Annotated in this window: 26 protein-coding genes and 1 pseudogene; 19 read left to right on the top strand and 8 right to left on the bottom strand. The window is 70.2% G+C overall.

What is annotated here, in order from left to right; genetic code table 11:
* The first annotated feature begins 437 nt into the window (after positions 1 to 437).
* Complete coding sequence (locus ACFXBC_RS11405) at positions 438 to 995, top strand: hypothetical protein (protein WP_385021852.1); 558 nt, start codon at positions 438 to 440, stop codon at positions 993 to 995.
* Between the two features lie 487 nt (positions 996 to 1,482).
* Here the strand turns inward: ACFXBC_RS11405 and ACFXBC_RS11400 are convergent, their stop codons facing one another.
* The 3 genes from ACFXBC_RS11400 to ACFXBC_RS11390 are packed head-to-tail and all read right to left on the bottom strand — an operon-like array spanning position 1,483 to position 2,368.
* Complete coding sequence (locus ACFXBC_RS11400) at positions 1,483 to 1,818, bottom strand: LexA family protein (RefSeq protein WP_385021849.1); 336 nt, start codon at positions 1,816 to 1,818, stop codon at positions 1,483 to 1,485.
* Positions 1,815 to 2,054 carry a hypothetical protein gene (locus tag ACFXBC_RS11395; protein WP_385021846.1) on the bottom strand — a complete coding sequence of 80 codons (240 nt, stop codon included), beginning with the start codon at positions 2,052 to 2,054 and terminating at the stop codon, positions 1,815 to 1,817. The genes ACFXBC_RS11400 and ACFXBC_RS11395 overlap by 4 nt, the downstream gene beginning before the upstream one ends.
* 44 nt (positions 2,055 to 2,098) lie before the next feature.
* Positions 2,099 to 2,368, bottom strand: coding sequence for a hypothetical protein (locus tag ACFXBC_RS11390; protein WP_385021844.1), 270 nt, complete (start codon positions 2,366 to 2,368; stop codon positions 2,099 to 2,101).
* 83 nt (positions 2,369 to 2,451) lie between these two features.
* Between ACFXBC_RS11390 and ACFXBC_RS11385 the strand changes: the two genes are divergently transcribed.
* The 8 genes from ACFXBC_RS11385 (at position 2,452) to ACFXBC_RS11350 (ending at position 7,609) form a co-directional block, all read left to right on the top strand.
* Positions 2,452 to 3,339: an epoxide hydrolase family protein gene (locus tag ACFXBC_RS11385; protein WP_385021841.1), complete on the top strand. Its 888-nt coding sequence runs from the start codon at positions 2,452 to 2,454 to the stop codon at positions 3,337 to 3,339.
* Between the two features lie 93 nt (positions 3,340 to 3,432).
* A complete protein-coding gene (locus ACFXBC_RS11380) occupies positions 3,433 to 3,606 on the top strand; it encodes a hypothetical protein (protein WP_385021838.1) in 174 nt (57 codons plus the stop codon).
* A gap of 293 nt (positions 3,607 to 3,899) precedes the next feature.
* Positions 3,900 to 4,547 carry an HAD family hydrolase gene (locus tag ACFXBC_RS11375; protein WP_385021987.1) on the top strand — a complete coding sequence of 216 codons (648 nt, stop codon included), beginning with the start codon at positions 3,900 to 3,902 and terminating at the stop codon, positions 4,545 to 4,547.
* Positions 4,548 to 4,651: 104 nt separating this feature from the next.
* Entirely contained in the window at positions 4,652 to 5,824 is a 1,173-nt protein-coding gene (locus ACFXBC_RS11370) for a helix-turn-helix domain-containing protein (protein WP_385021835.1), read from the top strand.
* A 379-nt stretch (positions 5,825 to 6,203) separates the two neighbouring features.
* Positions 6,204 to 6,584, top strand: coding sequence for a DUF6415 family natural product biosynthesis protein (locus ACFXBC_RS11365; RefSeq protein ID WP_385021832.1), 381 nt, complete (start codon positions 6,204 to 6,206; stop codon positions 6,582 to 6,584).
* Entirely contained in the window at positions 6,577 to 6,978 is a 402-nt protein-coding gene (locus ACFXBC_RS11360) for a hypothetical protein (RefSeq protein ID WP_385021829.1), read from the top strand. The genes ACFXBC_RS11365 and ACFXBC_RS11360 overlap by 8 nt, the downstream gene beginning before the upstream one ends.
* A 142-nt stretch (positions 6,979 to 7,120) precedes the next feature.
* Positions 7,121 to 7,303: a hypothetical protein gene (locus ACFXBC_RS11355; RefSeq protein ID WP_385021826.1), complete on the top strand. Its 183-nt coding sequence runs from the start codon at positions 7,121 to 7,123 to the stop codon at positions 7,301 to 7,303.
* Positions 7,304 to 7,390: 87 nt separating this feature from the next.
* Complete coding sequence (locus ACFXBC_RS11350; protein WP_385021824.1) at positions 7,391 to 7,609, top strand: hypothetical protein; 219 nt, start codon at positions 7,391 to 7,393, stop codon at positions 7,607 to 7,609.
* An 82-nt stretch (positions 7,610 to 7,691) separates the two neighbouring features.
* Here ACFXBC_RS11350 and ACFXBC_RS11345 read toward each other — a convergent pair whose 3' ends face one another.
* Positions 7,692 to 8,144 carry a hypothetical protein gene (locus ACFXBC_RS11345; RefSeq protein ID WP_385021821.1) on the bottom strand — a complete coding sequence of 151 codons (453 nt, stop codon included), beginning with the start codon at positions 8,142 to 8,144 and terminating at the stop codon, positions 7,692 to 7,694.
* Positions 8,145 to 8,174: 30 nt separating this feature from the next.
* On the opposite strand from ACFXBC_RS11345, the gene ACFXBC_RS11340 reads away from it, so the two are divergent.
* From ACFXBC_RS11340 to ACFXBC_RS11325, 4 genes are all read left to right on the top strand, one after another.
* On the top strand, positions 8,175 to 8,738 hold the full coding sequence (locus ACFXBC_RS11340) for a hypothetical protein (protein WP_385021818.1): 564 nt from the start codon (positions 8,175 to 8,177) through the stop codon (positions 8,736 to 8,738).
* A 122-nt stretch (positions 8,739 to 8,860) separates the two neighbouring features.
* The gene (locus tag ACFXBC_RS11335) at positions 8,861 to 9,016 is read left to right on the top strand and encodes a hypothetical protein (RefSeq protein WP_385021815.1); all 156 of its coding nucleotides are present in this window, start codon (positions 8,861 to 8,863) and stop codon (positions 9,014 to 9,016) included.
* A gap of 90 nt (positions 9,017 to 9,106) precedes the next feature.
* Positions 9,107 to 9,982, top strand: a complete 876-nt coding sequence (locus ACFXBC_RS11330) for a radical SAM protein (protein ID WP_385021812.1) — start codon at positions 9,107 to 9,109, stop codon at positions 9,980 to 9,982.
* 9 nt (positions 9,983 to 9,991) lie between these two features.
* Entirely contained in the window at positions 9,992 to 11,116 is a 1,125-nt protein-coding gene (locus ACFXBC_RS11325; protein WP_385021809.1) for a 50S ribosomal protein L11 methyltransferase, read from the top strand.
* 107 nt (positions 11,117 to 11,223) lie between these two features.
* Here ACFXBC_RS11325 and paaK read toward each other — a convergent pair whose 3' ends face one another.
* Both paaK and ACFXBC_RS11315 read right to left on the bottom strand, forming a co-directional pair.
* Entirely contained in the window at positions 11,224 to 12,555 is a 1,332-nt protein-coding gene (gene paaK / locus ACFXBC_RS11320; protein ID WP_385021806.1) for a phenylacetate--CoA ligase PaaK, read from the bottom strand.
* 193 nt (positions 12,556 to 12,748) lie between these two features.
* The gene (locus tag ACFXBC_RS11315; protein WP_385021803.1) at positions 12,749 to 13,414 is read right to left on the bottom strand and encodes a TetR/AcrR family transcriptional regulator; all 666 of its coding nucleotides are present in this window, start codon (positions 13,412 to 13,414) and stop codon (positions 12,749 to 12,751) included.
* 326 nt (positions 13,415 to 13,740) lie between these two features.
* On the opposite strand from ACFXBC_RS11315, the gene ACFXBC_RS11310 reads away from it, so the two are divergent.
* Positions 13,741 to 14,952, top strand: coding sequence for an NAD(P)/FAD-dependent oxidoreductase (locus ACFXBC_RS11310; RefSeq protein WP_385021800.1), 1,212 nt, complete (start codon positions 13,741 to 13,743; stop codon positions 14,950 to 14,952).
* Positions 14,953 to 15,039: 87 nt separating this feature from the next.
* On the opposite strand, the gene ACFXBC_RS11305 is transcribed toward ACFXBC_RS11310, so the two are convergent.
* Positions 15,040 to 16,347: an MFS transporter gene (locus tag ACFXBC_RS11305; RefSeq protein ID WP_385021797.1), complete on the bottom strand. Its 1,308-nt coding sequence runs from the start codon at positions 16,345 to 16,347 to the stop codon at positions 15,040 to 15,042.
* A gap of 52 nt (positions 16,348 to 16,399) precedes the next feature.
* On the opposite strand from ACFXBC_RS11305, the pseudogene ACFXBC_RS11300 reads away from it, so the two are divergent.
* Positions 16,400 to 17,410, top strand: a pseudogene (locus ACFXBC_RS11300) (GlxA family transcriptional regulator); the annotation flags it as partial.
* 185 nt (positions 17,411 to 17,595) lie between these two features.
* Here the strand turns inward: ACFXBC_RS11300 and ACFXBC_RS11295 are convergent.
* A complete protein-coding gene (locus tag ACFXBC_RS11295; protein ID WP_385021794.1) occupies positions 17,596 to 19,218 on the bottom strand; it encodes an acyl-CoA synthetase in 1,623 nt (540 codons plus the stop codon).
* A 216-nt stretch (positions 19,219 to 19,434) separates the two neighbouring features.
* Between ACFXBC_RS11295 and ACFXBC_RS11290 the strand changes: the two genes are divergently transcribed.
* The 4 genes from ACFXBC_RS11290 (at position 19,435) to ACFXBC_RS11275 (ending at position 23,556) form a co-directional block, all read left to right on the top strand.
* Positions 19,435 to 20,235, top strand: coding sequence for a crotonase/enoyl-CoA hydratase family protein (locus ACFXBC_RS11290; RefSeq protein ID WP_385021791.1), 801 nt, complete (start codon positions 19,435 to 19,437; stop codon positions 20,233 to 20,235).
* A 110-nt stretch (positions 20,236 to 20,345) separates the two neighbouring features.
* Entirely contained in the window at positions 20,346 to 21,314 is a 969-nt protein-coding gene (locus tag ACFXBC_RS11285) for a Zn-ribbon domain-containing OB-fold protein (RefSeq protein WP_385021788.1), read from the top strand.
* Positions 21,314 to 22,360 (top strand): thiolase domain-containing protein, encoded by a 1,047-nt coding sequence (locus tag ACFXBC_RS11280; protein WP_385021785.1) that lies wholly within the window; start codon positions 21,314 to 21,316, stop codon positions 22,358 to 22,360. The genes ACFXBC_RS11285 and ACFXBC_RS11280 overlap by 1 nt, the downstream gene beginning before the upstream one ends.
* Positions 22,357 to 23,556, top strand: coding sequence for a thiolase domain-containing protein (locus tag ACFXBC_RS11275; RefSeq protein ID WP_385021782.1), 1,200 nt, complete (start codon positions 22,357 to 22,359; stop codon positions 23,554 to 23,556). The genes ACFXBC_RS11280 and ACFXBC_RS11275 overlap by 4 nt, the downstream gene beginning before the upstream one ends.
* Positions 23,557 to 23,609 lie beyond the last annotated feature (53 nt).

The following is a 23,609-nucleotide window of genomic DNA, read 5'->3' as shown; positions in this document are numbered from 1 at the left end:
CGGTCTGTCCTCGGACCTCCGGCAAGCCAACCGGGCGCGTGACCAGCTCTCGGCGCAGGTAGAGCATCTGGGCGGTACGCCGCTGGCTGGGCCGCCCGGCAGCCGCGGTGAGCTGGGTAAGGGAGTGGTGGGCCCGTCTGGGCTCGCAGGGCCGCCGGGCCCAGACGGTAGACCTGCTCCAGCTGTCACAGCGGGGCTCCCGCGCGGGCGGGCAGGTCGAGTCAGGGTGTCAGTGTCTCAGGAAAAGACTCTTTGCTTCTGTCGCCGAGCTTTGTCGTGAAGAGGAGCCTAAAAGACCTCGAACAAAAATTCGCCATTTATCTGCTCTGTCATGGTCCGGTGATTTCCGGAGCCACTCTATTGACTTTCCCGATCTGGGCGCGCCTAATTTGAACCGAACCCACATGGGCCCAATTCGTCCGATCGGAGCATAGGTTGTGATCAATGCAGTGATCAATCGTCGTGTTTTAACCTTGATCGCAGGGGCTGCCCTGGTTGGGGGGCTGGTATTTGCGGCACCGGCCAGTGCCCAAGCGAGCGTCGTTGATGTTGCCTGCGGTCCGCTTGGCACTTCCGACACGGTCACTTTCAGCCCCGGGCTACACTTGTTCGACGCGCCAACCCAATCCCATGGGGGTGCTTCCTACAGCTGTCTTTCGCTCGGCGACCCGACGATCACTGGTGGCAGCTACACCACCCCCACGTCAGGTTCGTACACCGCCTCCTGTTTGGACCCACTGTCCGACAACGCTGGTTACTTCACGATCCCGTGGAACAACGGGAAATCCAGCACCGGCTACTTCACTGTCACCAACAACGTCGTCGCCGGTGAATTCGTTGAGGCTGCTGTCGGGACAATCACCTCGGGCGAGTTCACGGGCGACACCGCCACCGTCGACCACATCTACAGCGCGCCAAACGAACTGGAGTGTCTGTCCCCGTCGGGACTGACAAGTCTGAACGGGTCGATCACGATCCTTCTGACCCCGGTGTAGACGCGGCTCGACAAGACGGCTAGCTCGGCCCAGACAGGTCTGCCCACATGTCGTTTCTGTTGGCGTGAGACCGATTTCTGGCCGCGAGCGCGAAAGTGTCTTCTACTCTGGAATGATGAACCTTATCTAAGGATTCTATCGCTCCAAGTGGAAGGCACTTTCTGTGAGCAAGGTATCGGTTCGTGATGCTGGAAGGGGTGTTTGTTGGTGTGCTAGTGGGCGGGTGGCGGATGCAGTGCCGTGAGCTGGGGTTATTTGTTTTGTGCTGAATAAAGATGAGTTTTCCGCGCATTCGTGGTCGCCCTCTTGGGGCATCTCGCTCTCCTCTGATCTCAACAGGTTGAGGGGAGTTCCGCCCCCGTTTCTCCGGTACGACGTTTTCCCCGCCCGGGTAATGACTTCGCGAAACTTCCGCACCGCCGATCGACACCCCGGACGCGCTCGTCCGCCGCCGAATGCTCGCCTATGGACCCAGGTCACCGGACAGTCAAAGCATTCGCGGCGTGTGGGCACTCTCGCGATGACCGCGAAGTACAGGAAGATCGGAACCCGCACCGTCTGACATGACTGTGCCCCTTCCGCTCCGGCGGCGGGGGCGCGCTTTCGAGTGTCCGGAGCGGTTCAGCGCGGCTGCCGGCCCTGGGTAGTACGCGAGACGAACCCGAGGGACTGCCAGGCGCTGGAGCTGGTAGTGGACGGACGACGTGCTGGACAGGTCCACGGTGTCGCCGATCTCGCGCATCGTCGGGTAGCGCCCGTGCTCAGCGACCGAGTTGCGTAGGCGGCGCAGGATGCGCGCCTGCCGGTCGGTGATGTCCTTCACGGCCGTGCCCCGGTCAGGTCCCGGGCGGCTTCCCGGAGCGCCATCCGCGCGGCCGGGGCGCCCCCGGGTGCCGTCCGCCAGTACGGGTGGGCGGCGATGTGCGCGGACAGCTGCTGGAGTCGCCGCCGGTGCGCGGCCGTCCCCGCCTGCTGGGTGCTGCGGTCCGCGAGCTGCCGGTAGGTGGCGTACCAGTCGGCCTGGGCCCGCAGGAGATCGTGGGGGAAGTGGCACCTCATTCACCGAGTAGAGCACAAGTTCGAATTTTCTTGCACTGCCGTGCTCACTCCCGTACGCGTGTCGCGGTGACGGCGCCGTGCCTGGTGGTGCCCGCCTCGACCTCCACGGTCAGGTGCTCGCAGGTCGTGTACTGCTCGCCATCCGGCGTGCGCGCGGCCCTGCCGGGGCCCGAGTCGCGCAGGGCCGGAGAGACCTGTACGCGCAGCGCCGTCGTGAGCCGCCGGGTCAGCGTGACCTGGCCGTCCGGCAGGCGTACGGCGAGATGCGTGGGCCGCAACGGAGTGCCCGTGTAGCCCACGACCACGGCGTCCACCGTGTCGGCATGCCTGATCGACTCGGCACGCCCGCGCAGATCTTTCGCGCCATTCCAACTGGAACGGCCATATATTGCCTGCCATGTGTGCTGACATCAGCCCGTTCCGGATCGAGATCCCGCAGGCCGATCTCGACGACCTGCACGACCGACTGGCCCGCACCCGGTCGCCGTTCCCGGTGCCCGGTGCCGGCCCGGAGTGGGATCATGGCATCCCGCCGCACTACCTGCAGGAGCTGGCCGGCTACTGGGCGGACGGGTTCGACTGGCGTGCGCACGAGGCTCGGCTGAACGCTTTCCCGCAGTTCATCAGCGAGATCGACGGGCAGACCATCCACTTCCTGCACCTGCGCTCCCCGGAGCCGGGCGCCACTCCACTGCTGCTGAACCACAGCTACCCGACCTCGTTCGTAGAGTTCCTCGAAGCCAGCGGCCCGCTGACCGACCCGCGCGCGCACGGCGGGGACCCGGCCGACGCCTTCCACATCGTCATTCCCTCCCTCCCCGGCTTCGTCTTCTCCAGCCCCCTCTCGGCGCGCGGATGGAACCTGGAACGGACGGCCCTGGCCTTCGGGGAGCTGATGACCCGCCTCGGCTACGAGCGCTTCGGCGTGGAAGGCGGCGACCTCGGGGCCGGAGTGACCGGTCGGGTGGCGACGCTCATGCCCGACCGGGTGCTCGGCGCGCACACCCACGGCGACCGTCTCCAGCTCGGCATGGCGGGCGAGGACCTCCCGGTCCCCGACGGCCTGACCCCGGAAGAACAGGCCGGGCTCGAAGCGGCGCAGCACCGCTGGTCGCAGATGAAGGGCTACAAGGTGCTGCACTCCACCGCACCCAACGCCCTCTCGGCAGGTCTCGCGGACTCGCCGGTCTTCCAGCTGGCGTGGATCGCGGAGAAGTTCGTGCAGTGGGCGAATCCCGCCACGCCGATCAGCCGCGAGAACGTCCTGATCACCGCCAGCCTGTAGTGGTTCACGCGAACCGGGCCAGCGGCCGGCGACTTCTACTGGGAACTCGCGCACGCCGACAACCCCGGCTGGGGCAGTACCAACGGTGTCCCCATGGCGTCCTCGCTGTTCTTCAGTGACCCGCTGGTCCGCAAGGTCCTCGGCCCCGGAGACGGCAGTCCCGTCTTCTTCCGGGAGCACACCGAAGGCGGGCACTTCCCCGCATTCGAAGTCCCCGATCTGTTCGTCGACGACATCCGCGCCTTCTTCCGCACCCTCCGTGCCTGACACCGTCTTTCGCAGCACGCCCTTCCGGTGCGGCGCCGCAGCGACCGGCTCCACCACCTGAGGCGGCGCCCGTCCACGGCCACGGCCCGTCCGAAGATCAGCCAGTGGCAGCGCCGCGCCGTACCCCGGCAAGCAGCCCGAGCGGGCATCGGCTGTCAGTGCCCGGAGCTACGGTGGCCGGACAATCCCAACTCACACAGTCGGGGGTTGCTTGGCCGCCCCGCTCCCGTGATGCAGGAGCGGGGCGGAGCTGCGTTCTGGGGCGAGGCTCTGATGCCTAGGCTGCTTACGTGATTGAGACCATTGCCTTTGACATCGGCGAGACGCTGACCCGTGATGACCGGTACTGGGGGTCATGGGCGGATTGGCTTGGCGTGCCGCGTCACACCGTCAGTGCGCTCGTTGGAGCCGTAACTGTCCAGGGCCGCGACAACGCCGATGCGCTGCGTCTCCTGCGGCCCGGCATCGACATCGCTCAGGAGTACGCGGCCCGTGAGGCTGCTGGCCTTGGTGAGCAGCTGAGCGAGGAGGACCTGTACGAAGACGTACGGTCCGCGTTGTCGGCGCTACGTGAACTCGGTGTCCGCGTCATCGTGGCTGGAAATCAGACGGTGAAGGCCGGGCTGTTGCTTCGTGCTCTGGATCTGCCGGCGGATGTGGTGGCGACGTCTGGGGAGTGGAATGTGGCCAAGCCGGCTCCGGAATTCTTCGCCCACGTGGTCGACGCGGCGCAGACGGCACCAGAGCGGATCCTGTACGTGGGAGATCACCCCGTGAACGATGTCTTCCCGGCGAAGCGGGCAGGTCTGCGAGTTGCGCATCTGCGGCGTGGCCCATGGGGTCATCTGTGGGCCGACGACCCCGGGGTGATGGAAACCGCGGATTGGAGTATCAGCAGCCTTTCCGAACTCGCTGCGCTGGTGGGCGGGTTCGGCGGGTAGGGAGTGAAACGGCTCTACTTGCGACGTGCCAGGCAGAGCCGTTTCTGTATCCGGCACCTCACGGTGGCGGTACCGTTCAGAGTGACGCCCTGAACGGAGCAAGTATGCCCTCCGACACCCCTCTTCAGGTAGGCCGGCGTATCGCGGCCACCCGCCACTCCAGACGCATGACACAGGCTGACCTGGCCCGCGCGGCATTCGTCTCACTGGCCACGGTCAAGGCGATCGAGCGCGGAGCCCGCGCCCCGAGCGATGCCACCCTTGACTCAATCGCAGCAGCTCTCACCGTTGACCCGACACAGCTCGCCACCGGGTACACCGGAACGGAGCGCCGCGTCCACGCTGTGCTGCCTGAACTCTCAGCGATACTGGCCGCCTACGATGTCCCGTTGGATCCGCCAAGCCGGTCAGCTGAGGAACTGCGGGCCGCAGTCGCCGAAGCGGTGAGCTGGCGCCTTGCGGCCCAGTACGCCCGCGTCGCCCAACACATTGCCCCTCTGCTCCGGGACAGCCTGTGCCATCTGCACAGCAGCCCAACACCGGATGCAGCGCGCCTCGTGGTGGCCGCCGCGCGCACCGCCGATGCTGTCGCCTACAAATACGGGGCCCACGACCTGTCGGCACGGCTCGTCGACTTGATGCGATGGGCCGTTGCACAGTCCGACGATGCCCTCCTCGGTGTGTCCGTCGCCTACGTACGCACCGAGACGTTTTTCGTCGCCCGAGCTCACCGGGCCGGGCTGCGCGTCCTGGAGGCCGCCGTCGACATAGCCCCGCCGCCCGTTTGCGCGCGCAGCGGCGCAGCCCGCGGTGCGCTGCACATGCGGGCCGCGGTCATCGCCGGCCGGGCTGGAGAAGCATCTGCGGCGGACACGCATCTGTCTCATGCCCGTGCTCTCGGTGATGAGGTTCGGGAGGACATCTACCAGGGCACGGCGTTCGGGCCGGATTCGGTACGCATCCACGAGGTTTCCGTCGCGGTCAGCTTGGGTGGTGAGTTCGTTTCACGGGCGCTCGACGTCGCCCGTGAATGGAAGCCATCCCTAGCAATCCCTGCCGAGCGCCGCTCCGGCTTCTATATCGAACTTGCGCGCGCCCAACTGTGGTCTGGTCTCGCCGACGACGCGTTCGAGTCTCTGAAAGTGGCCCGGTCTGTGGCACCGCAGCACACACGCGAGCATCCCTGGGCCAAGGAAGATGCCGCCACACTGCGGCGCCTCAAGCGTGCCGACGCAGACAGCCTCACTAACTTCGCCGAATGGATCGGCGCCATCTGACGGCTCCTCCATGCCGGGATACAGGGGCTACAAGTTGTAGCCCCTGTATCCCTTGCTGACGCTCATCATCTGTCTGACCACACGCGATCGGACAGATGAGAGATGCCGTGATGGCGGAACACTCACCGGGCCAGCCGACGCTCATCGAGCGACCAGTCAGCATTGCGCGGCTGCATGGGATGGCCTGCTTCTACTGCGGAGCCGTCGCCCCCGCACTCCGTGCGGCTGGGCACATCACCCTGCCTGGCGGGGATCGCGTGTGGCCGATCGTCAGTTGCGGGATGCACGCACCTCCCATGACTGCTGCGCGGCATACGCAGACCCCGGCCACCGCAGCCACGGCCCCGGGGCACGGCCATCCTGAAGGAGACAGGCTGACATGAACCACGCTACTGGCACCCGCCGACCACCGGTAGACGACCCCCGGCCCGTCGATGTCGAGACGATGAAGACCATCGCGGACCGGCTGCTCGCACAGGAATCGACGCGTACGGCGGACGACCTCCTCACCGAGATCATGATGCTGCGAGGGTTCCTCCAGCTGCTCATCCCGGCGGTCGGTGAGCTGGCCGCCGTGCGGCCGGTGGACGACGTACGGCGGGCTGGCGCGCAGGGCGGGCTTGGCGAGGCGCGGCGTCGTCTGGCCCACACCACCGGGCACACGGTGCCCGTGCTGCTCGCTGAGGCTCAGCGGCTCTCCCGGTCTGTGCTGGCCCTGTGCGCTCACCTGGCCAACCTGGGGGTGGTGGCTCATGCGTGAGGCCATCGCTCCTTGGTCGCCCCCGCAGGGCAACACCGTCGACCTGGTCGCTACGGGCACCTGCTGGGACGCGGTACGCGTTTCGACCCGGTTCGGCCGGGCTGTCATCGATCGCCTCGGTGACCAGTGCGGTGCCGTGATCGCGGACGGATACGGGCAGGTCCTCTACTGGCTCATCAAGCCGGGCTCCGCCGATGCGTGGACCCTGCCGTCGCACATGGTCGGTGTCCTCGGCTCCAGCGCGTACGTGGCAGTGCCTCCGGTGGGACGCACCAGCGGGTCCGGCCTGCACTGGGGCGTCGCGCTGACGCCGCTGTGCTACCTCACCGACACTGATCTGCTGCACACCGCGCTCGAAGCGGAGATCGCTTACGCCTACGGGCCGCGCCCGTGATCTGTGCGAGCTGCGACCGCCCGATCCTGCCCGGTGAGCCATGGCAGGAGTACGAGATCCACAGTGGCACGGGGGCGGTCGCCGCGGTGACCTTCCATGTCCAGTGCCCGGTCCGACGCGTGTATGTGCGCCGGTACCCGGTATGACGTCCCGCTCGTGGTCGAGCGCACCGACCGGCCACGAGCAGGGGCCGACCCCGGCGGAGAGGGCTCTCGGTGAGGGGCGGGGGTGCTCGGCGACGCTGGCGTCGCCCTCCTGCTTCGGGTTCCTCCTGTTCGTCAGCCTCTGGCTCCTGATCTGCGCCTGGCACGACCTCGCCATATGAGGCAGCTCGGCGCGCCCTGATTCACCGATCAACACCATCAGACAACGCAATCCCACGAGGAGGCGTCGGTGACCCTTACGACTCCGCATGGCCCTCGGCCTGGTCGACGGCATCGAGGAGCTGTCCGTGCCGTACGGGGACGTCTGGCTCGGAATCCCCGTGCACTTCACCGGCGGCCAGGCCATACCGTGCCTGCCCCCGCTCACCGGCACCGAGCGCCGACGCCTGGACTCCGCGGCCAGCAGCCTCCGCGACGCCTACACCTCCCTCCCTGCCCTTCCCCCTACCGAGAGGACCGCCCCATGATCAGTGCCACCCGGCTCGGCGCCGCCACGGCCGCCGTCACCGTACTGAGCAACCGAACCGAAGTCACCGACTGGGCCCTGCGCTACTTCGGCCCCTGGTGGAACGCCACTTCGACGGACGTCACCGAGGTATGCGCCGACTCTGTCGTGCTCGCCGACGTCAATCTGGCCGCCCACGAGGAGATCACCCGTCTGGTCCACGACGGCCGGCCCACGGAGGCCGTGGAGTACGCGAAGCATGCCCTGCTGGTGGCGCGCGACGGCGAGGACATCATCGCCACGTCACCTGGGGAGAGGATCGCGTACCGCAGCACACCGGACTCAGGCCGTCTCGTCCTGGCCGGGACCGACGCGCAGCCGCTCGCCCTGGCCGCCGCGCGCCTCGCCGCGAGTCGATCCGCGGCCAGCTCCTGCGGGACGGATGGGCCGTCCTGCACGCCTCCGCCGTTGTACGGCCGGACGACGGCGAAACACTGCTCACCTTCGGCGACAAGGGAGCCGGGAAGACCACCACGGCCCTGCTGCTCGCCTCGCACGGCTGGCAACTCCTCGCCAACGACCGGGTCATGGTCCGGCCCACGGGGGAGCGGGACGTGGTCGTCCTGCCGTGGCCGTCCGCTGCCGCCCTCGGCCTGGGCCTGCTGCACGCGCTCGGCTGGGAGGCCGCCGCGCGGGAGCACCTGCGCAGCGGGGGCACCTTCCACCCGACCCAGCACCAGTCCGTGACCGATGCGCTGCTCGCTGGGAACCACACCCCGCTCTGGGACGCCAAGAATCGGGAGCGGAAGGTGCAGGTGTTCCCGGACCAGTTCCCGGACCTGTTCAACGTCCCCCTGGCCACCCGCGGGCATGCCGCCGGGCTGCTCTTCCCCCAGGTCGACGCCGACGCAGCGCCCGACGTCATCGATGGCACCCGCAGCCTGGGAGCGGCCGACTTCATGTCCGGGGCGACCGAGGACCGGTACCCGGACATCTTCGGCCTGGCCCAGGGCATCGACGGCGGCGGCCGGGAGAGCGCCCGCGCCGAGGTGGCTTCCCGGCTCGCCGAACTGCCACACCGCGCGGTCCGGCTCAGCCACGACATCCCGGCCAGCGCGGCTCTGTTGCACAAGGTCGCCGACGCGATCTGACCTCACCCGCACACCACCCATGGCGACCGATTCGGGTCAGGGTCGCACCCCAGAACGCCCGCCCCGACCGGAGTCCGGAAGACCTGGCCGGGGCGGGTCTCCCACGAGAGAGATACCCAGACATGGCGAAGAGCGACGACAGGCTTTTTGAGCAGATCAGGAACCTCGGGGAGGCATCGAAGGCCGCGCGGGACCAGTCCCTTGCCCCCGAGCTACGGGCGCTCGCGCGCGACGTCGCCGAGAAGGCCATGGACGACCTCAAAAAAGACAAAAAGTAACCCGCTGGAGACCGACACGCGCCTGGTCACAGTCCTCCAACTTCCAACCGCACATGACCGCATCAAAGTGACCGAGAAGGAGACCTCGTCGTGACAACCGCCATCCGCCACGCCAAGCCCCTGTCATCTGCTGTGGACGGTATCCAGTCCGTCGAGTGCGAGCTGACGGGCCGCTGCCAGCTGGAGTGCTCGCACTGCTGCACTCTGTCCGGACCGAAGGTCTCCCACGGCACGATGACCCGCGCCGACTGGGAGAACGTTGTAGAAGACATCGCCGCGGTGGGCATCCCTCCTGTGCAGTTCATCGGCGGTGAATCCACCCTGTCCCCGGCCCTGGTTCCGCTGATCACCCATGCGCTCGGCCAGGACCTGGCCGTGGAGGTGTACTCGGACCTCACACACGTACGCCCCGCCCTCTGGGCTGCGCTGGACCAGGATGGCGTGCGCGTCGCGACCAGCTACTACAGCGACGACCCCGGGCAGCACGACGCGATCACCGGCGGCCGGGGCAGCCACGCCCGCACCCTGGCCAACATCACCGAGGTACTGCGCCGTGGCATCCCGCTACGCGTCGGCCTGGTCGACCTCGGCGACGGGCAGCGCGTCACCGAAGCCGAAGCCCAACTGCGGTCGCTCGGAGTCCAGAACATCAGGGTGGACCAGGTCCGCGCCGTTGGACGCGCGGCATCAGACTCCGCCACCATGCCCAACGTGAGCGAACTGTGCGGGCGGTGCTTCCACGAACGCGTCGCCGTCTCTCCGGACGGTGACGTGTACGGCTGCATCCTGTCCCGGCACCTGCACACCGGAAGCGTACGCACCACCCGCCTCGCTGAGATCCTGTCCGGCCCGCGCTGGGCCGAGGCCCGGTCAGCTGTCCCGTACGTGACGACGAATGCGTGCCCGCCCAACGACGGCGGGGATTGCAGCCCCGCCAGCACCCCGGCCTGCAACCCCAAGTACTAGGAGACGCCGGTGAACTGGCAGCCCCACGCCGAAGCCCTCGCGGCCGGCTCCACCCCCACAGGGTCACGGTGGCGCGCTCCGGTTGCGCTGCTCCCGCGCCACCTGTTCGTCCCCCGCTGGTGGGCAGGCGGGGACGGCTGGTCGCTGCGCACCGGGGCGGACGATGAAGAAGCCTGGCTGGCCGCCGCGTACGCCGACAACTCACTCGTCACCCGAGTGGGCAGCGCGCACGCGGACCACGCGAAGCGCAGGGACCGGCCGGCAGGCAGACCGACGTCGTCAGCGACGCTGCCGAGTCTGCTGGTGCGGATGTTCCAGCACACCCGGCTCGGCGACGGACACACCCTGCTGGATGTCGGCACCGGGTCGGGGTACGGCACCGCGCTGGCCTGCGTGCGTCTGGGGGAGCACCGGGTCACCAGCATCGACGTGGACCCCTACCTGACCGAAGCAGCCGCCCAGCGGCTCACCCAGGTCGGACTGGGCCCCCAGCTCCACACCCTCGACGCGAGCGGTGAACTGCCAGGGCGCTACGACCGCATCGTGGCCACGGTCGGGATCCGGCCCGTCCCCGCCAGCTGGCTGACGGCACTCAGGCCCGGCGGGCGGCTGGTGACCACCATCGCCGGGACCACACTCATCGTCACCGCGGACAAACAACCGGACGGCACCGCCCTGGGGCGAGTCGAATGGGACCGGGCCGGGTTCATGCACGCCCGCCGCAGTGCCGACTACCCGCCTCTGCCCAATGGTCCGGTAGAAGCTGCCCGCACCGGGGAAGGGGAGTTCGTCACAGCCGGTAGGTATCCAGTGGTCGACGTGGAGCAGGCATGGGACCTGTCGTCCATGCTCGGCATCGAGGTGCCCGGCATCGTCTACGGATACGAGGAGACCGGGCGGCAGTGCACAACGTGGCTCGCCCACCCGGACGGGTCATGGGCCCGTGCCACCAGCGAGGAGGGGAGCTATCCGGTCGTTCACCAGAGTGGTCCGCGCCACCTGTGGGACGTCCTGGACGAGATCCGCTCGTACTGGCTCCAGCACGGCGAACTGCCCGTACGCGGGGCCCATGTGCTGATCACGCCAGACGGGCGGACACGGCTCGCCCGAGGAGCCTGGCGCGCCACCCTCTGACCTTCACATCCTGCGTGACGACTCCCCCGGGGAGGCGGCCTGCGCCCTGCTGAACTGTCAGTTCCATGTTGGGGCTCGCCGCCGCGCAGCCGAGGAACTGCGTGGCGTCACGGCACCGGGCGGCTGGTGTCTGAGAGGTTCGCGCGACCAGCGGGATTGTTTCGCAGGTCCACGATTCGCCTGAACTTGCCGACCGAGCGTTCCAGCGTCTCCGGATCGACCACCTCTACCCCGGCCGACACTCCGATGGAGTCCTTGATGCCCGCGGCGACCGAGCGGGCCGCCGCCTCCCGCACCCCGGGCGCGCAGTCCGGCCTGGCCTCGACCCGTACGGTCAGGGCGTCCATCCGGCCCTCCCGGGTGAGGTGCAGCTGGAAGTGCGGGGCGAGGCCGGGGGTGCGCAGGACGATCTCCTCCACCTGGGTGGGGAAGAGGTTCACGCCGCGCACGATGACCAGGTCGTCGCTGCGCCCGGTGATCCGCTCCATCCGCCGGAACACCCTGGCGGTGCCGGGCAGCAGCCGGGTCAGATCCCTGGTCCGGTAGCGGATCACCGGCATGGCCTCCTTGGTGAGCGAGGTGAAGACCAACTCCCCTTCCTCACCGTCCGGCAGAACCTCCCCGGCGAGCGGATCGACCACTTCTGGGTAGAAGTGGTCCTCCCATACCGTGAGGCCGTCCTTGGTCTCCACGCACTCCTGGGCCACCCCGGGCCCCATGACCTCGGAGAGCCCGTAGATGTCGACGGCGTCGATCGCGAACCGCTCCTCGATCTCGTGCCGCATCTCCTCGGTCCACGGTTCGGCTCCGAAGATGCCGGCCCGCAGGGATGTGGTCCGGGGGTCGATGCCCTGGCGTTCGAACTCGTCCAGCAGCGTGAGCATGTAGGTCGGTGTCACCATGATGATCTCGGGGTGGAAGTCCTGGATCAGCTGGACCTGCCTGGCCGTCATCCCGCCGGACGCGGGGATCACTGTGCAGCCGAGGCGTTCGGCGCCGTAGTGGGCTCCGAGGCCGCCGGTGAACAGGCCGTATCCGTAAGCGACATGGACCTTGTCGCCGGGCCTGCCGCCCGCGGCGCGGATGGATCTGGCCACCACGTCCGCCCAGGTGGAGAGGTCGCGCTCGGTGTAGCCGACGACGGTCGGGCGTCCCGTCGTACCGCTGGACGCGTGGATGCGCCGTACGTCGGACTGCGGGACCGCGAACATCCCGAACGGGTACTGGTCGCGGAGATCGGCCTTGACCGTGAACGGGAATCGGGCCAGGTCGGCGAGGGTGCGGCAGTTCTCGGGGCGCAGCCCGGCTTTGTCGAAGGACTTGCGGTAGAACGGCACGTTCTCGTACGCGTGCCGGAGCGTCGCGCGCAGCCGATCGGTCTGCAGGGCTACGAGCTCGTCACGGCTGAGGCGTTCCGCGGCGTCCAGCAGGGCTGTCATGTGGTCACTCCCGTCCCGACCGGCAACCTGCCGACCGATCATTCGGTCGACCTGTGTCTGATCAGTAATTCAGGAGCGGGCCGGACCGTCAAGACCCGTGAGCCGGGAGGGCTGCGACGCGGCGGAGGAACCCGGTGGCGGTGACGTGTCGCGTACCGATCCGGGGCGTGTCGGGCATGCCACCGATCCGCTGTCACCGGTCTGTATGCTCCGCCGTCGATGCCGACGCAGCCAGTGACCTGGTGAGATCGTCGATGAAGGCGTGGACGTCGCCCAGCTGCCAGAGGCCGCCCGCCGGACGGTCCAGGAGCAGCCTGCCGTGCACCGACGACCAGATCGATACGGCAGCCGCCTCCGGGGTCTGGGCGAGCCGCACCCCGGCGTCCGCCAGCCGGCCGACCGCCGTGCGCCAGCGGGACGCGATGCCGGCCGGCCCTTCGTCCTCGGGGCCGGAACCGTTGAACATCACCCGGAAGCTCATCGGGTTCTCCTCGGCGAACCGGGCGTACGCGTGCGCCAGGGCCGCCAGCCGCGCGGCCGGGGAGTGTGCGGCAGCCGCTCCGTCCGCCCGGTCCAGCTCCGCCCGCAGCTCGCCGAAGAGCCGGCCGAGTGCGGCACGGACGAGTTCGTCCTTGCCCGTGAAGTGCCGGTAGATCGCGGGCGCGGTGATACCCGCCTCGCGCGCCACCTCCCGCAGCGACAGCGGAACCGGACGCATCCGCTGCTCGTCGGCGATGAGCCGCAGCATCGCCTCGATGATCTCCGTGCGCAGCCTCTCGCCCTCGCCGCGTGCGTTGCGCGGCCGCTGTACGGGACTCGGTGGCGCGGCCACCGGCCGCGGCTCGGAGTGTCTGGGCATCTGCCAAGCCTGACACAGGCCATGTCAGTGGTCGCCGGAGCGCCGGCCCAGGGCACGTAAGCGGTCGCCCGAGCGCCGGCCCGGGGCACGTAGGTGGTTGCCGGAGCGCCAACCCTGGGCACGTAGGCGGTCGCCCGAGTGGCAACTTCCCTGCTGGTGTGCGGGGTGGGATTGGCCGGGTAGGTAAACAGGTGTAAATTTCCGGAAGTTCACTTCACCGTGGTGTGCGGCGCTGCGCCGCCCACCGTGACCATCGGAGCGGCCATGCGTGTCACCACCGAAGAAGAGGGCGGGCGCCTCGGCGCCGTACGGCACGGGGCCCTCGTATGAGCGTTCCGCGCCGGGTCGTGGTCGTCGGCGCGTCCGCGGCGGGTCTCGCCGCGGCGGAGGGGCTGCGCCGCTCCGGATACGAGGGCGGGCTCGTCCTCGTGGGCGAGGAGGGGCACCTTCCGTACGACAGGCCGCCGCTCTCCAAGCAGTTGCTCGCCGGTGAGTGGGGTGCCGAGCGGGTGCGGCTCCGCACCGAGGAGGCGCTGGCCGAGCTGGACATCGGGCTGCGCTCCGGCACCCGGGCGCTGGCCCTCGACCCGGCCGCCCGTGAGATAGGCACCGACGGCGGGACCATCGGCTATGACGCGCTCGTCATCGCGACCGGAGTGCGGCCCCGGGTGCTGCCGGGCACGGAAGGCGTCGCGGGCGTCCATGTGCTGCGCACACTGGACGACGCGACCGCGCTGCGTGAGTCGCTCTCCGGCCGTCCGCATCTGGTGATCGTCGGTGGTGGTTTCATCGGCGCCGAGGCCGCCGCCGTCGCGCGGGAGGCCGGTTGCGAGGTCACGCTGGTGACCGATGGGGCGGTGCCGCTCGCCGACGCGGTCGGCCACGCCATCGGGAGCATGCTGACCGAACTGCACCAGGAGAACGGCGTGCGGACCGTGACAGGCGCCCTCGTCGAGAGCGTCGTCACCGAGGGCGGCCGGGCGACGGGCGTACGCCTCTCCGACGGCCGCACCCTCGCGGCGGACGCCGTACTCGTCGGCATAGGTGCGCGGCCCAACACCGAATGGCTCGCCGGAAGCGGGCTGCGGCTCGGCAACGGTGTCGAGTGCGACGCCACCCTGCGCGCCGCCGACCACATCTGGGCGGCCGGGGACGTGGCGTCCTGGCCCGACCTGGTGACCGGTGAGCGGCTGCGGATCGAGCACCGCACCAACGCCTCCGAACAGGGCCTCGCTGTCGCCCGCAACATCCTCGCCGGGGAGGCGGCCACCGCCTTCACCACCGTGCCGTATGTCTGGTCCGACCAGTACGGTCTCAAGATCCAGATGTACGGCAGGACCCGGAGCGCGGATCTGGTGCACATCGTCGAAGGCAGCCTCGCCGAACGGAAGTTCACCGCGCTGCTTGCCCGCGGCGGACAGGTCTGCGGTGCGGTCGGTGTGAACATGGTCCGTCCGCTGCGAGCCCTGCGGCCCCTGGTCGCGGCCCGTACACCATGGGCGGAGGCGCTGGTCGCACAGGGCGCCGGGGCCGTCTGATATCCGCTGCCGGGGGTGGCACATCGCCCCCGGCGGCAGACGCGAGGCCGGCCTCGCCTCGGCGGGGTGCCGGGCCGACTTCTCCCTTCACCCGTGCTCCCGGCCCGTCACGCTCCCGCACCGGCCGGCCGGGGGAGCGATGACCAGCGCCAGGAGCGCGCCGACGGCGCAGACCGCGCCGATCGCCATCCACAGCGGGTCGTACGAGCCGAAGGTGTCGCGCGCCACCCCGCCGAGGAACGCGGCCAGCCCGGCGCCCAGTTGGTGTGCGGCGGCCACCCAGCCGAACACGATCGCGCTGTCCGCTCCGTACAACTCACGGCAGAGCGCCAGAGTCGGCGGCACGGTGGCCACGTCGAGCAGTCCGAAGACCACCACGAAGGCGACCATCGGCGGCCGTACGGTGGCGGACATCAGCACCGGCAGGCAGAGCAGCGACACCCCGCGCAGCGCGTAGTACACCGCGAGGAGTCTGCGCGGGTCCAGACGGTCCGTCAGCCAGCCGGAGAGGACCGTGCCCCCGACATTGAAGACCCCGACGAGCGCCAGCAGCGAGGAGGCGGTGGTCGCCGGCATCCCGTGGTCGTGGGCGGCCGGGGTGAAGTGCGTCCACATCACGCCGTTCGTGGAGGCCCCGCAGATCGCGAAGGTGGCCGCGAGCAGCCAGAACGCGCCGCCCCGCGCCACCGATCCCAGGACCCGCACGGTCCGGACGGCCGCGTCCGGCGGGGGCGCCGGCTTCGGGGCGAACCGCCGTGCCCCGTAGGCCCGTACGCCCATGTCGGCGGGGTGGTCGCGCAGCAGCACCAGCGCCAGGGGCAGCGCGGCGCACGCGACCAGCGCCAGCAGCACCGCGGCCGACCGCCACCCGTGCCGCGCGACGATCCACGAGAGGACCGGCAGGAAGGCGAACTGCCCGAAGACCCCGGCGGCCGTGAGCACCCCGCTGGCCAGCCCGCGCCGCCGGAGGAACCAGCGCTGGGTGACGGTCGCCGCGAAGGTCAGCGCCATCGCGCCGGAACCGAGCCCGATCAGCACGCCCCAGGTCGTCACGTACTGCCAGGGCGCGCTCATCGCCGTACTGAGCAGGGCGCCCACAGCGACGGCGGCCAGCGCCCCACCCACCACCCGGCGCATCCCGAACCGGTCCATCAGGGCGGCCGAGAACGGCGCGACGACCCCGTACACCACCATGTTGACCGAGGCCGTGAGTCCGATCGACCCGTGCGACCAGCCGAACTCCCGGTGCAGCGGCTCCGTGAACAGGCCCGCCATGGTCGTGAACGCGCCAGCGGCGATGATCGCCAGCGCCGCGACGGCCGCGACCGGCCAGGAGGGATGGACCCGCCTGCGCCTCGTCGGGCCGCCCGTGTACGTCGTTGTGTCGTCAGCCATGCACCGAGCCTGCGCCCCTGCCAGGAACCGGACGAGTGGCGAGACGGACATGATGTGCAAGGATCTCGCCATGACTCTCTTCGGCGACGGAGCAGGCCCCGGCGGGCGCCACCGGGTGGCCGTCCTGGTGCGCCACGGGCTGCTGCCCATGGAACTCGGCATCGTCCACCGGCTGTTCAGGGACGCCAGGTCGGCGTCGGGCGAGCCGCTGTACACCGTCCTGACCTGCACGGTCGAGCCGGGCGAAATCCGGACCGAGGCCGATGTGACCGTCAACGTCACCCTCGGCCCCGAACTGCTCACCGAGGCGGACACCGTGGTCGTCCCCGCGTCGGACGAGGACTACGTACCGCGTGCGGCCCCGTGTCTGCCGCCCGCGCTCGCCGACGCCTTCGCGCGGATCCGCCCGGGGACCCGTCTCGCCTCGATCTGCACCGGCTCCTTCGTGCTGGCGGCGGCCGGATTCCTGGACGGCAGACGCGCCACCACGCACTGGCGGTCGGCCGCCGACCTCAAGCGGCTCCATCCGGCGGTGGACGTCGACCCCGGTGTGCTCTACACCGACGACCGGGGCGTCCTCACCTCGGCCGGAGTGGCCTCGGGGATCGACCTCTGCCTGCACATGATCCGCAGCGACCACGGCGCCGCCGTCGCCAACGCGGTGGCCCGCGCCACGGTGGTCCCGCCGCACCGCGAGGGCGGCCAGGCGCAGTTCGTCCCCAGCCCGGTCCCGGCCCCCGCACCGCTCTCGACCGGGGCGGCGCGCGCCTGGGCGCTGGAACATCTGGGGGAGCGCATCACCCTGGAGGAGCTGGCGGCCCGCGCGGCGATGAGCACCCGCACCTTCTCCCGCCGCTTCTGCGAAGAGGCAGGACTCACCCCCGTGCAGTGGCTCATCCAGCGCCGGGTCGACCTGGCCAGACAGCTCCTGGAGGAGACCGACCTGCCGGTCGACCGGGTGGCGGCGGACGCCGGGTTCGGGACCGCGGCCTCCTTCCGCAACCATCTGCACGAGGCGCTCGGAGTCTCGCCGAGCGCCTACCGTGCGACGTTCCGCGGGGCCCGCCGGGCCCCCCCCCCCCGCCGGGCCCCCGGGGCCCGCCCGCCGGCCCCCCCGGGGCAGGCGGCGGGGGGGCGCCCCCCCCCCCCCCCCCCGCTGGGCGCCCGTCGCGCGCCGGCACTCGGGGCGCGGGGCGGCCCCGCCCCCCCGGGGGGCCCCCGGGGGCCCGGCCGGCCGGACCCCGCGGTTCAGTCGGCGGCGGCCGCCACCCCGCGCGCCCAGCGGTAGTCCGCCTTGCCGCTCGGCGAGCGCTGTATCCGCGGTGCTATCACCAGTTGCCTGGGCACCTTGTAACCGGCGATCCTGCTGCGGCAGTGCGCCTGGATGTCGTCGAGGCTGGGCTCGTCCGCACCCGCGCGGACCTGCACCACCGCCGCCACATGGTTGCCCCAGCGGGCGTCAGGCACCCCGGCGACGAGAGCGTCGTACACATCGGGGTGGGACTTGAGCGCCTGCTCGACCTCCTCCGGATACACCTTCTCGCCCCCGGTGTTGATGCACTGCGAGCCGCGTCCCAGTACGGTGACGATGCCCTCCTCGTCGACGGTCGCCATGTCACCGAGCAGCACCCACCGCTCGCCCCCGGCCAGGAAGAAGGTCTCGGCCGTCTTCTCCGGGTCGTTGTAGTAGCCGAGCGGGACATGCCCGCGCTGCGCGATCCGGCCCACCTCGCCGACGGCCACCGGCCGGTGGGTGGCCGGATCGACCACGGCGGTACGGGAGTTCATCCGCAGCCTGAAGCCCTTGTCGGGGCCCGAGTCGGGGGTCGCCGTGCCGTTGAACCCGGACTCCGACGAGCCGAAGTTGTTCAGCAGCATCGCCGTCGGCACCAGCTCCTGGAACTGCGCGCGCACCGTCTCCGACATGATGGCCCCCGAGCTGGAGACGCTGAACAGCGAGGAGCAGTCGGTGCCGCTGAGCGGACCGCCGAGCGCGTCGATCAGCGGACGCAGCATGGCGTCGCCGACCAGCGAGACACTGGTGACCTTCTCCTTCTCGATGGTGCGCAGTACCTCATCGGGGACGAACTTCCGGTGGATCACCACCCGCTGGCCGAAGTTGAAGGCGATGAAGGCGGTCAGCGTGGACGTGCCGTGCATCAGCGGGGGAGTGGGGAAGAAGGTGATCCCGTCGCCTCCCGCGGCCACCCGCTCGGCCAGCTCCTCGGGTGCGCCGACCGGGTCGCCGGTCGGCGCACCGCCGCCGAGACCCGAGAAGAACAGGTCCTCCGCACGCCACATCACACCCTTGGGCATGCCGGTGGTGCCCCCGGTGTAGATGATGAACTGGTCATCGGCCGACCGGGGTCCGAAGCCGCGCTCCGGTGAACCCGCCGCCTCCGCGTCGGCGTAGCGGACCGGCCGCACACCGGGCTCCGGCGCGCCCTCGGGCGGCTCGCCGACCCGTATCAGATGGCGCAGCTTCTCCGTCTTCGGCAGCGCAGCCGCGACCCGCTCCGTGAACTCACCGTCGAAGACCAGCGCTGCCAGATCGGCGTCCCGGTAGAGATAGACCAACTCCTCTTCCACATAACGGTAGTTGACATTGACCGGCACGACGCGGGCCTTGAGGCAGGCCAGTACGGTCTGCAGATACTCCACCCCGTTGTAGAGGTGCAGCCCCAGATGCTCGCCGGGGCGGATGCCGCTGTCGGTCAGATGGTGCGCGATGCGGTTGGCCGCGGCGTCCAGTGCCGCATAGGTGAGCCTGCGCTCCGCGCCCGTACCGGGATGGTCGATGAACACGAGCGCCTCGCGGTCCGGGACCGCGTCGACGACGGACTCGAACAGGTCGGCAAGGTTGTACTCCACCACATCTCCTGACGCCGGCGTCCAGTGACCCGGCGTCATTACAGCGCCGCGCGCGGAAAGTGGGAAGGCCCCCCGCGAGAAAATCTGACTGAGTGTCAGAAAACTATTGAACTGCGACCCCGCCTCCTGCAACCTGTCTACGCGCCGCTCACCGGTCCGGCACAGATCCGCGGAGCCGCGCCCAGGTCTTGGGACGCTTGAGACGGGAGGACGGTCATGGGTGGTACGGAACACCTCACCGTGCGGCGTGAGGGCGCCACACTGGTACTCACTCTGAACAGGCCGGAGGCGAAGAACGCGCTCTCGCTGCCGATGCTGGTCGGGCTCCACGACGGCTGGCTGGCGGCCGACGAGGACGACGGGATCCGCTCGGTGGTACTCACCGGAGCCGGCGGCGCGTTCTGCGCGGGCATGGATCTGAAAGCCCTGGCGGGCGCGGGGATGGAGGGCGAGCAGTACCGCGACCGGCTCAAGGCCGACCCCGATCTGCACTGGAAGGCGATGCTGCGCCACCACCGGCCCCGCAAACCGGTGATCGCGGCCGTCGAGGGGTACTGCGTCGCAGGAGGCACCGAGATCCTCCAGGGCACCGACATCCGGGTCGCCGCCGAGAGCGCCACCTTCGGCCTCTTCGAAGTCAGGCGCGGCCTGTTCCCGATCGGCGGCTCCACCGTGCGCCTGCAGCGCCAGATCCCCCGCACCCACGCCCTGGAGATGCTGCTCACCGGCCGCCCGTACACCGCGGCCGAAGCAGCGTCCATCGGGCTTGTCGGCCACGTCGTGCCCGACGGGACCGCGCTGGAGAAAGCCCTGGAGATCGCCGGGCGGATCAACGAGTGCGGACCGCTCGCCGTCGAAGCCGTCAAGGCATCGGTCTACGAGACGGCCGAACTGACCGAGACCGAGGGGCTGAAGGCCGAACTGGCCCGCGGCTGGCCCGTCTTCGACACCGCGGACGCCAAGGAGGGCTCACGCGCCTTCGCGGAGAAGCGCCCGCCGGTCTACCGCAGGGCCTGACCGCGCCCCGCACCCCGCGCCCTCCTCCACCGGTTCCCCTTCCGTCGCTCCGGCACCCGCCGGACGAGCACCCCGAGCCCCGCGCGCAGCGGAGAATTTGGAGCCCACCCATGACAGCCGCTCCCTCACCGGAGGTGCTCCGCGCCCCCCTCGTCGTCGAGTTCCCCTTCACCCGCTCCCTCGGGCCCGTACAGAGCGCCTTCCTCACCGGGCTGCGCGAGCGCACCGTACTGGGGGTGCGGACCGGCGACGGCAAGGTCCTCGTCCCCCCGGTCGAGTACGACCCCGTCACCGCCGACGAGATACGCGACCTGGTCGAGGTCGCCCCCACCGGAACGGTCACCACCTGGGCCTGGAACGAGTCCCCGCGCCGCGGCCAGCCGCTCACCACCCCGTTCGCCTGGGTACTGGTGAAACTCGACGGCGCCGACACCGCCCTGCTGCACGCCCTCGACGCCCCGGGACCCGACGCCGTCCACTCCGGACAGCGCGTACGCATCCGCTGGGCCGCCGAACGCACCGGGGCCATCACGGACATCGCCTGCTTCGAACCGTACGAGAACGGGGACGGAACCACCGGTGCCGCGCCGGCCGCGCACAGCGGACTGTTCGACGACCAGGTCACCGGCATCACCGCCCCCGCACGCCTCGACTACACCTACAGCCCCGGCCGCGCGCAGAGCGACTACATCAACGCGCTCGCCGACCGGAAGACCGTCGGCGAGCGCTGCCCCTCCTGCGCCAAGGTCTACGTACCGCCGCGCGGCGCCTGCCCCACCTGCGGCGTCGCGACGACCGACCGGGTCGAGGTGGGCCCGGCCGGCACCCTCACCACGTACTGCATCGTCAACATCAAGGCCCGCGGCCTGGACATCGAAGTGCCCTACGTCTACGGACATATCGCTCTGGACGGCGCGGGCCTCGCTCTGCACGGCCGGATCGGCGGCATCCCGTACGACCAGGTGCGGATGGGACTGCGCGTCGAACCGGTCTGGACCGAGGGCGCCCGCTTCCCCGACCACTACCGGCCCACCGGTGAGCCCGACGCCGACTACGACACCTACAAGGAGCTGATCTGATGCGGGACGTCGCGATCGTTGCCTTCGCGCAGAGCGACCACCGGCGGCGCACCGACGAGCGCTCCGAGGTCGAGATGGTGATGCCGGTCCTGCACCGGGTGCTCGAACAGACCGGGCTGAAGACCAGCGACATCGGCTTCACCTGCTCCGGGTCGAGCGACTACCTCGCCGGCCGGGCCTTCTCCTTCACCATGACCCTCGACGGGGTCGGGGCCTGGCCCCCGATCTCCGAGTCCCATGTGGAGATGGACGGGGCCTGGGCCCTGTACGAGGCATGGGTGAAGCTGCTGACCGGCGAGGCGGACACCGCGCTCGTCTACTCCTACGGCAAGTCCTCGCCCGGTTCCGTACGGGACGTGCTGACCCGGCAGCTCGACCCCTACTACGTGGCCCCGCTCTGGCCCGACTCCGTCGCACTCGCCGCGCTCCAGGCGCAGGCCCTGATCGACGCGGGCGAGACCGACGAGCCCGCCCTCGCCGGAGTCGCCGCCCGCAGCCGCGGGGACGCGGCAGACAACCCGCACGCCCAACTGCCCGGTGCCAGGCCGCAGGGCGGCTATCTGGTGCGGCCCCTGCGCACCGGCGACTGCCCGCCCATCGGGGACGGCGCGGCGGCCGTCGTGCTCGCCGCGGGCGACCGGGCGCGTGAGCTGTGCGAGCGCCCCGCCTGGATCCGGGGCATGGACCACCGCATCGAGGCCCACAGCCTGGGCGTCCGCGACCTCACCGACTCGCCGTCCGCCCGGCTCGCCGCCGAACGGGCCGGGGCCTTCGAGCGCCCCGTCGACACCGCCGAACTGCACGCGCCCTTCACCTCCCAGGAGGTCGTCCTGCGCAAGGCCCTGCGGCTCGGCGACGGCGTACGGGTCAACCCGTCCGGCGGTGCGCTCGCCGCCAACCCCGTCATGGCGGCCGGGCTCATCAGGCTCGGCGAGGCCGCCGCCCGGATCCAGCGCGGCGAGTCCGACCGCGCGCTCGCCCATGCGACCTCCGGCCCGTGCCTGCAACAGAATCTGGTCGCCGTCCTCGAAGGAGAGGCCCAGTGAGTAACCAGCCAGCGAACACCCGGCGCGCGACCCACAAGGAACCGGTGGCCGTCGTCGGGATCGGCCAGACCCACCATGTCGCCGCCCGGCACGACCTCTCCATCGCCGGACTCGTCCGCGAGGCGGCCGGTCGCGCCCTGAGCGACGCCGAACTGACCTGGGCGGACATCGACGCCGTCGTCATCGGCAAGGCCCCGGACTTCTTCGAGGGCGTGATGATGCCCGAGCTCTACCTGGCCGACGCGCTGGGAGCCGTGGGCAAACCCATGATGCGCGTGCACACCGCGGGCTCGGTCGGCGGATCGACCGCGCTGGTGGCATCCAACCTGGTCGCTTCCCGGGTGCACAGGACGGTCCTCACACTCGCCTTCGAGAAACAGTCCGAGTCCAACGCGATGTGGGGCCTCTCCCTGCCCGTGCCGTTCCAGCAGCCCCTGCTCGCCGGGGCCGGCGGGTTCTTCGCCCCGCATGTGCGTGCCTATATGCGCAGGTCCGGGGCGCCCGACACGGTCGGCTCGCTCGTCGCGTACAAGGACCGCCGCAACGCGCTGAAGAACCCCTACGCCCATCTCCACGAGAAGGACATCACCCTGGAGAAGGTGCAGTCGTCCCCCATGCTGTGGGACCCCGTCCGCTACTCCGAGACCTGTCCCTCGTCGGACGGGGCGTGCGCGATGATCCTCACCGACCGTGCGGGGGCGGCCCGTTCGCCCCGGCCGCCCGCCTGGATGCACGGCGGGGCGATGCGCAGCGAGCCCACCCTCTTCGCCGGCAAGGACTTCGTCTCCCCGCAGGCCGGCAAGGACTGCGCCGCCGACGTCTACCGGCAGGCGGGGATCACCGACCCGCGCCGGGAGATCGACGCCGTCGAGATGTACGTCCCGTTCTCCTGGTACGAGCCGATGTGGCTGGAGAACCTGGGCTTCGCGGCCGAGGGCGAGGGCTGGAAGCTCACCGAGTCCGGCGTCACCGAGCTGGACGGCGACCTGCCGGTGAACCCGTCGGGCGGGGTGCTCTCCACCAACCCCATCGGCGCATCCGGCATGATCCGGTTCGCGGAGGCCGCGCTCCAGGTGCGCGGCGCGGCAGGGGAGCACCAGGTGGACGGCGCCCGCAAGGCGCTCGGGCACGCCTACGGCGGCGGCTCCCAGTTCTTCTCCATGTGGCTGGTGGGCTCCGAACCACCGGCCGCCTGACCCGCCGTCCGGCTGTGCGCGCCCGGAGCGGTCGCTGTGGGCCCGCGGTGGCG

Source organism: Streptomyces sp. NPDC059398 (assembly GCF_042751845.1).
In the GTDB taxonomy this organism is placed as follows: domain Bacteria; phylum Actinomycetota; class Actinomycetes; order Streptomycetales; family Streptomycetaceae; genus Streptomyces.
The sequence above is the reverse complement of the archived record's forward strand: the minus strand, read 5'-3'. Positions and strand labels throughout refer to the sequence as shown.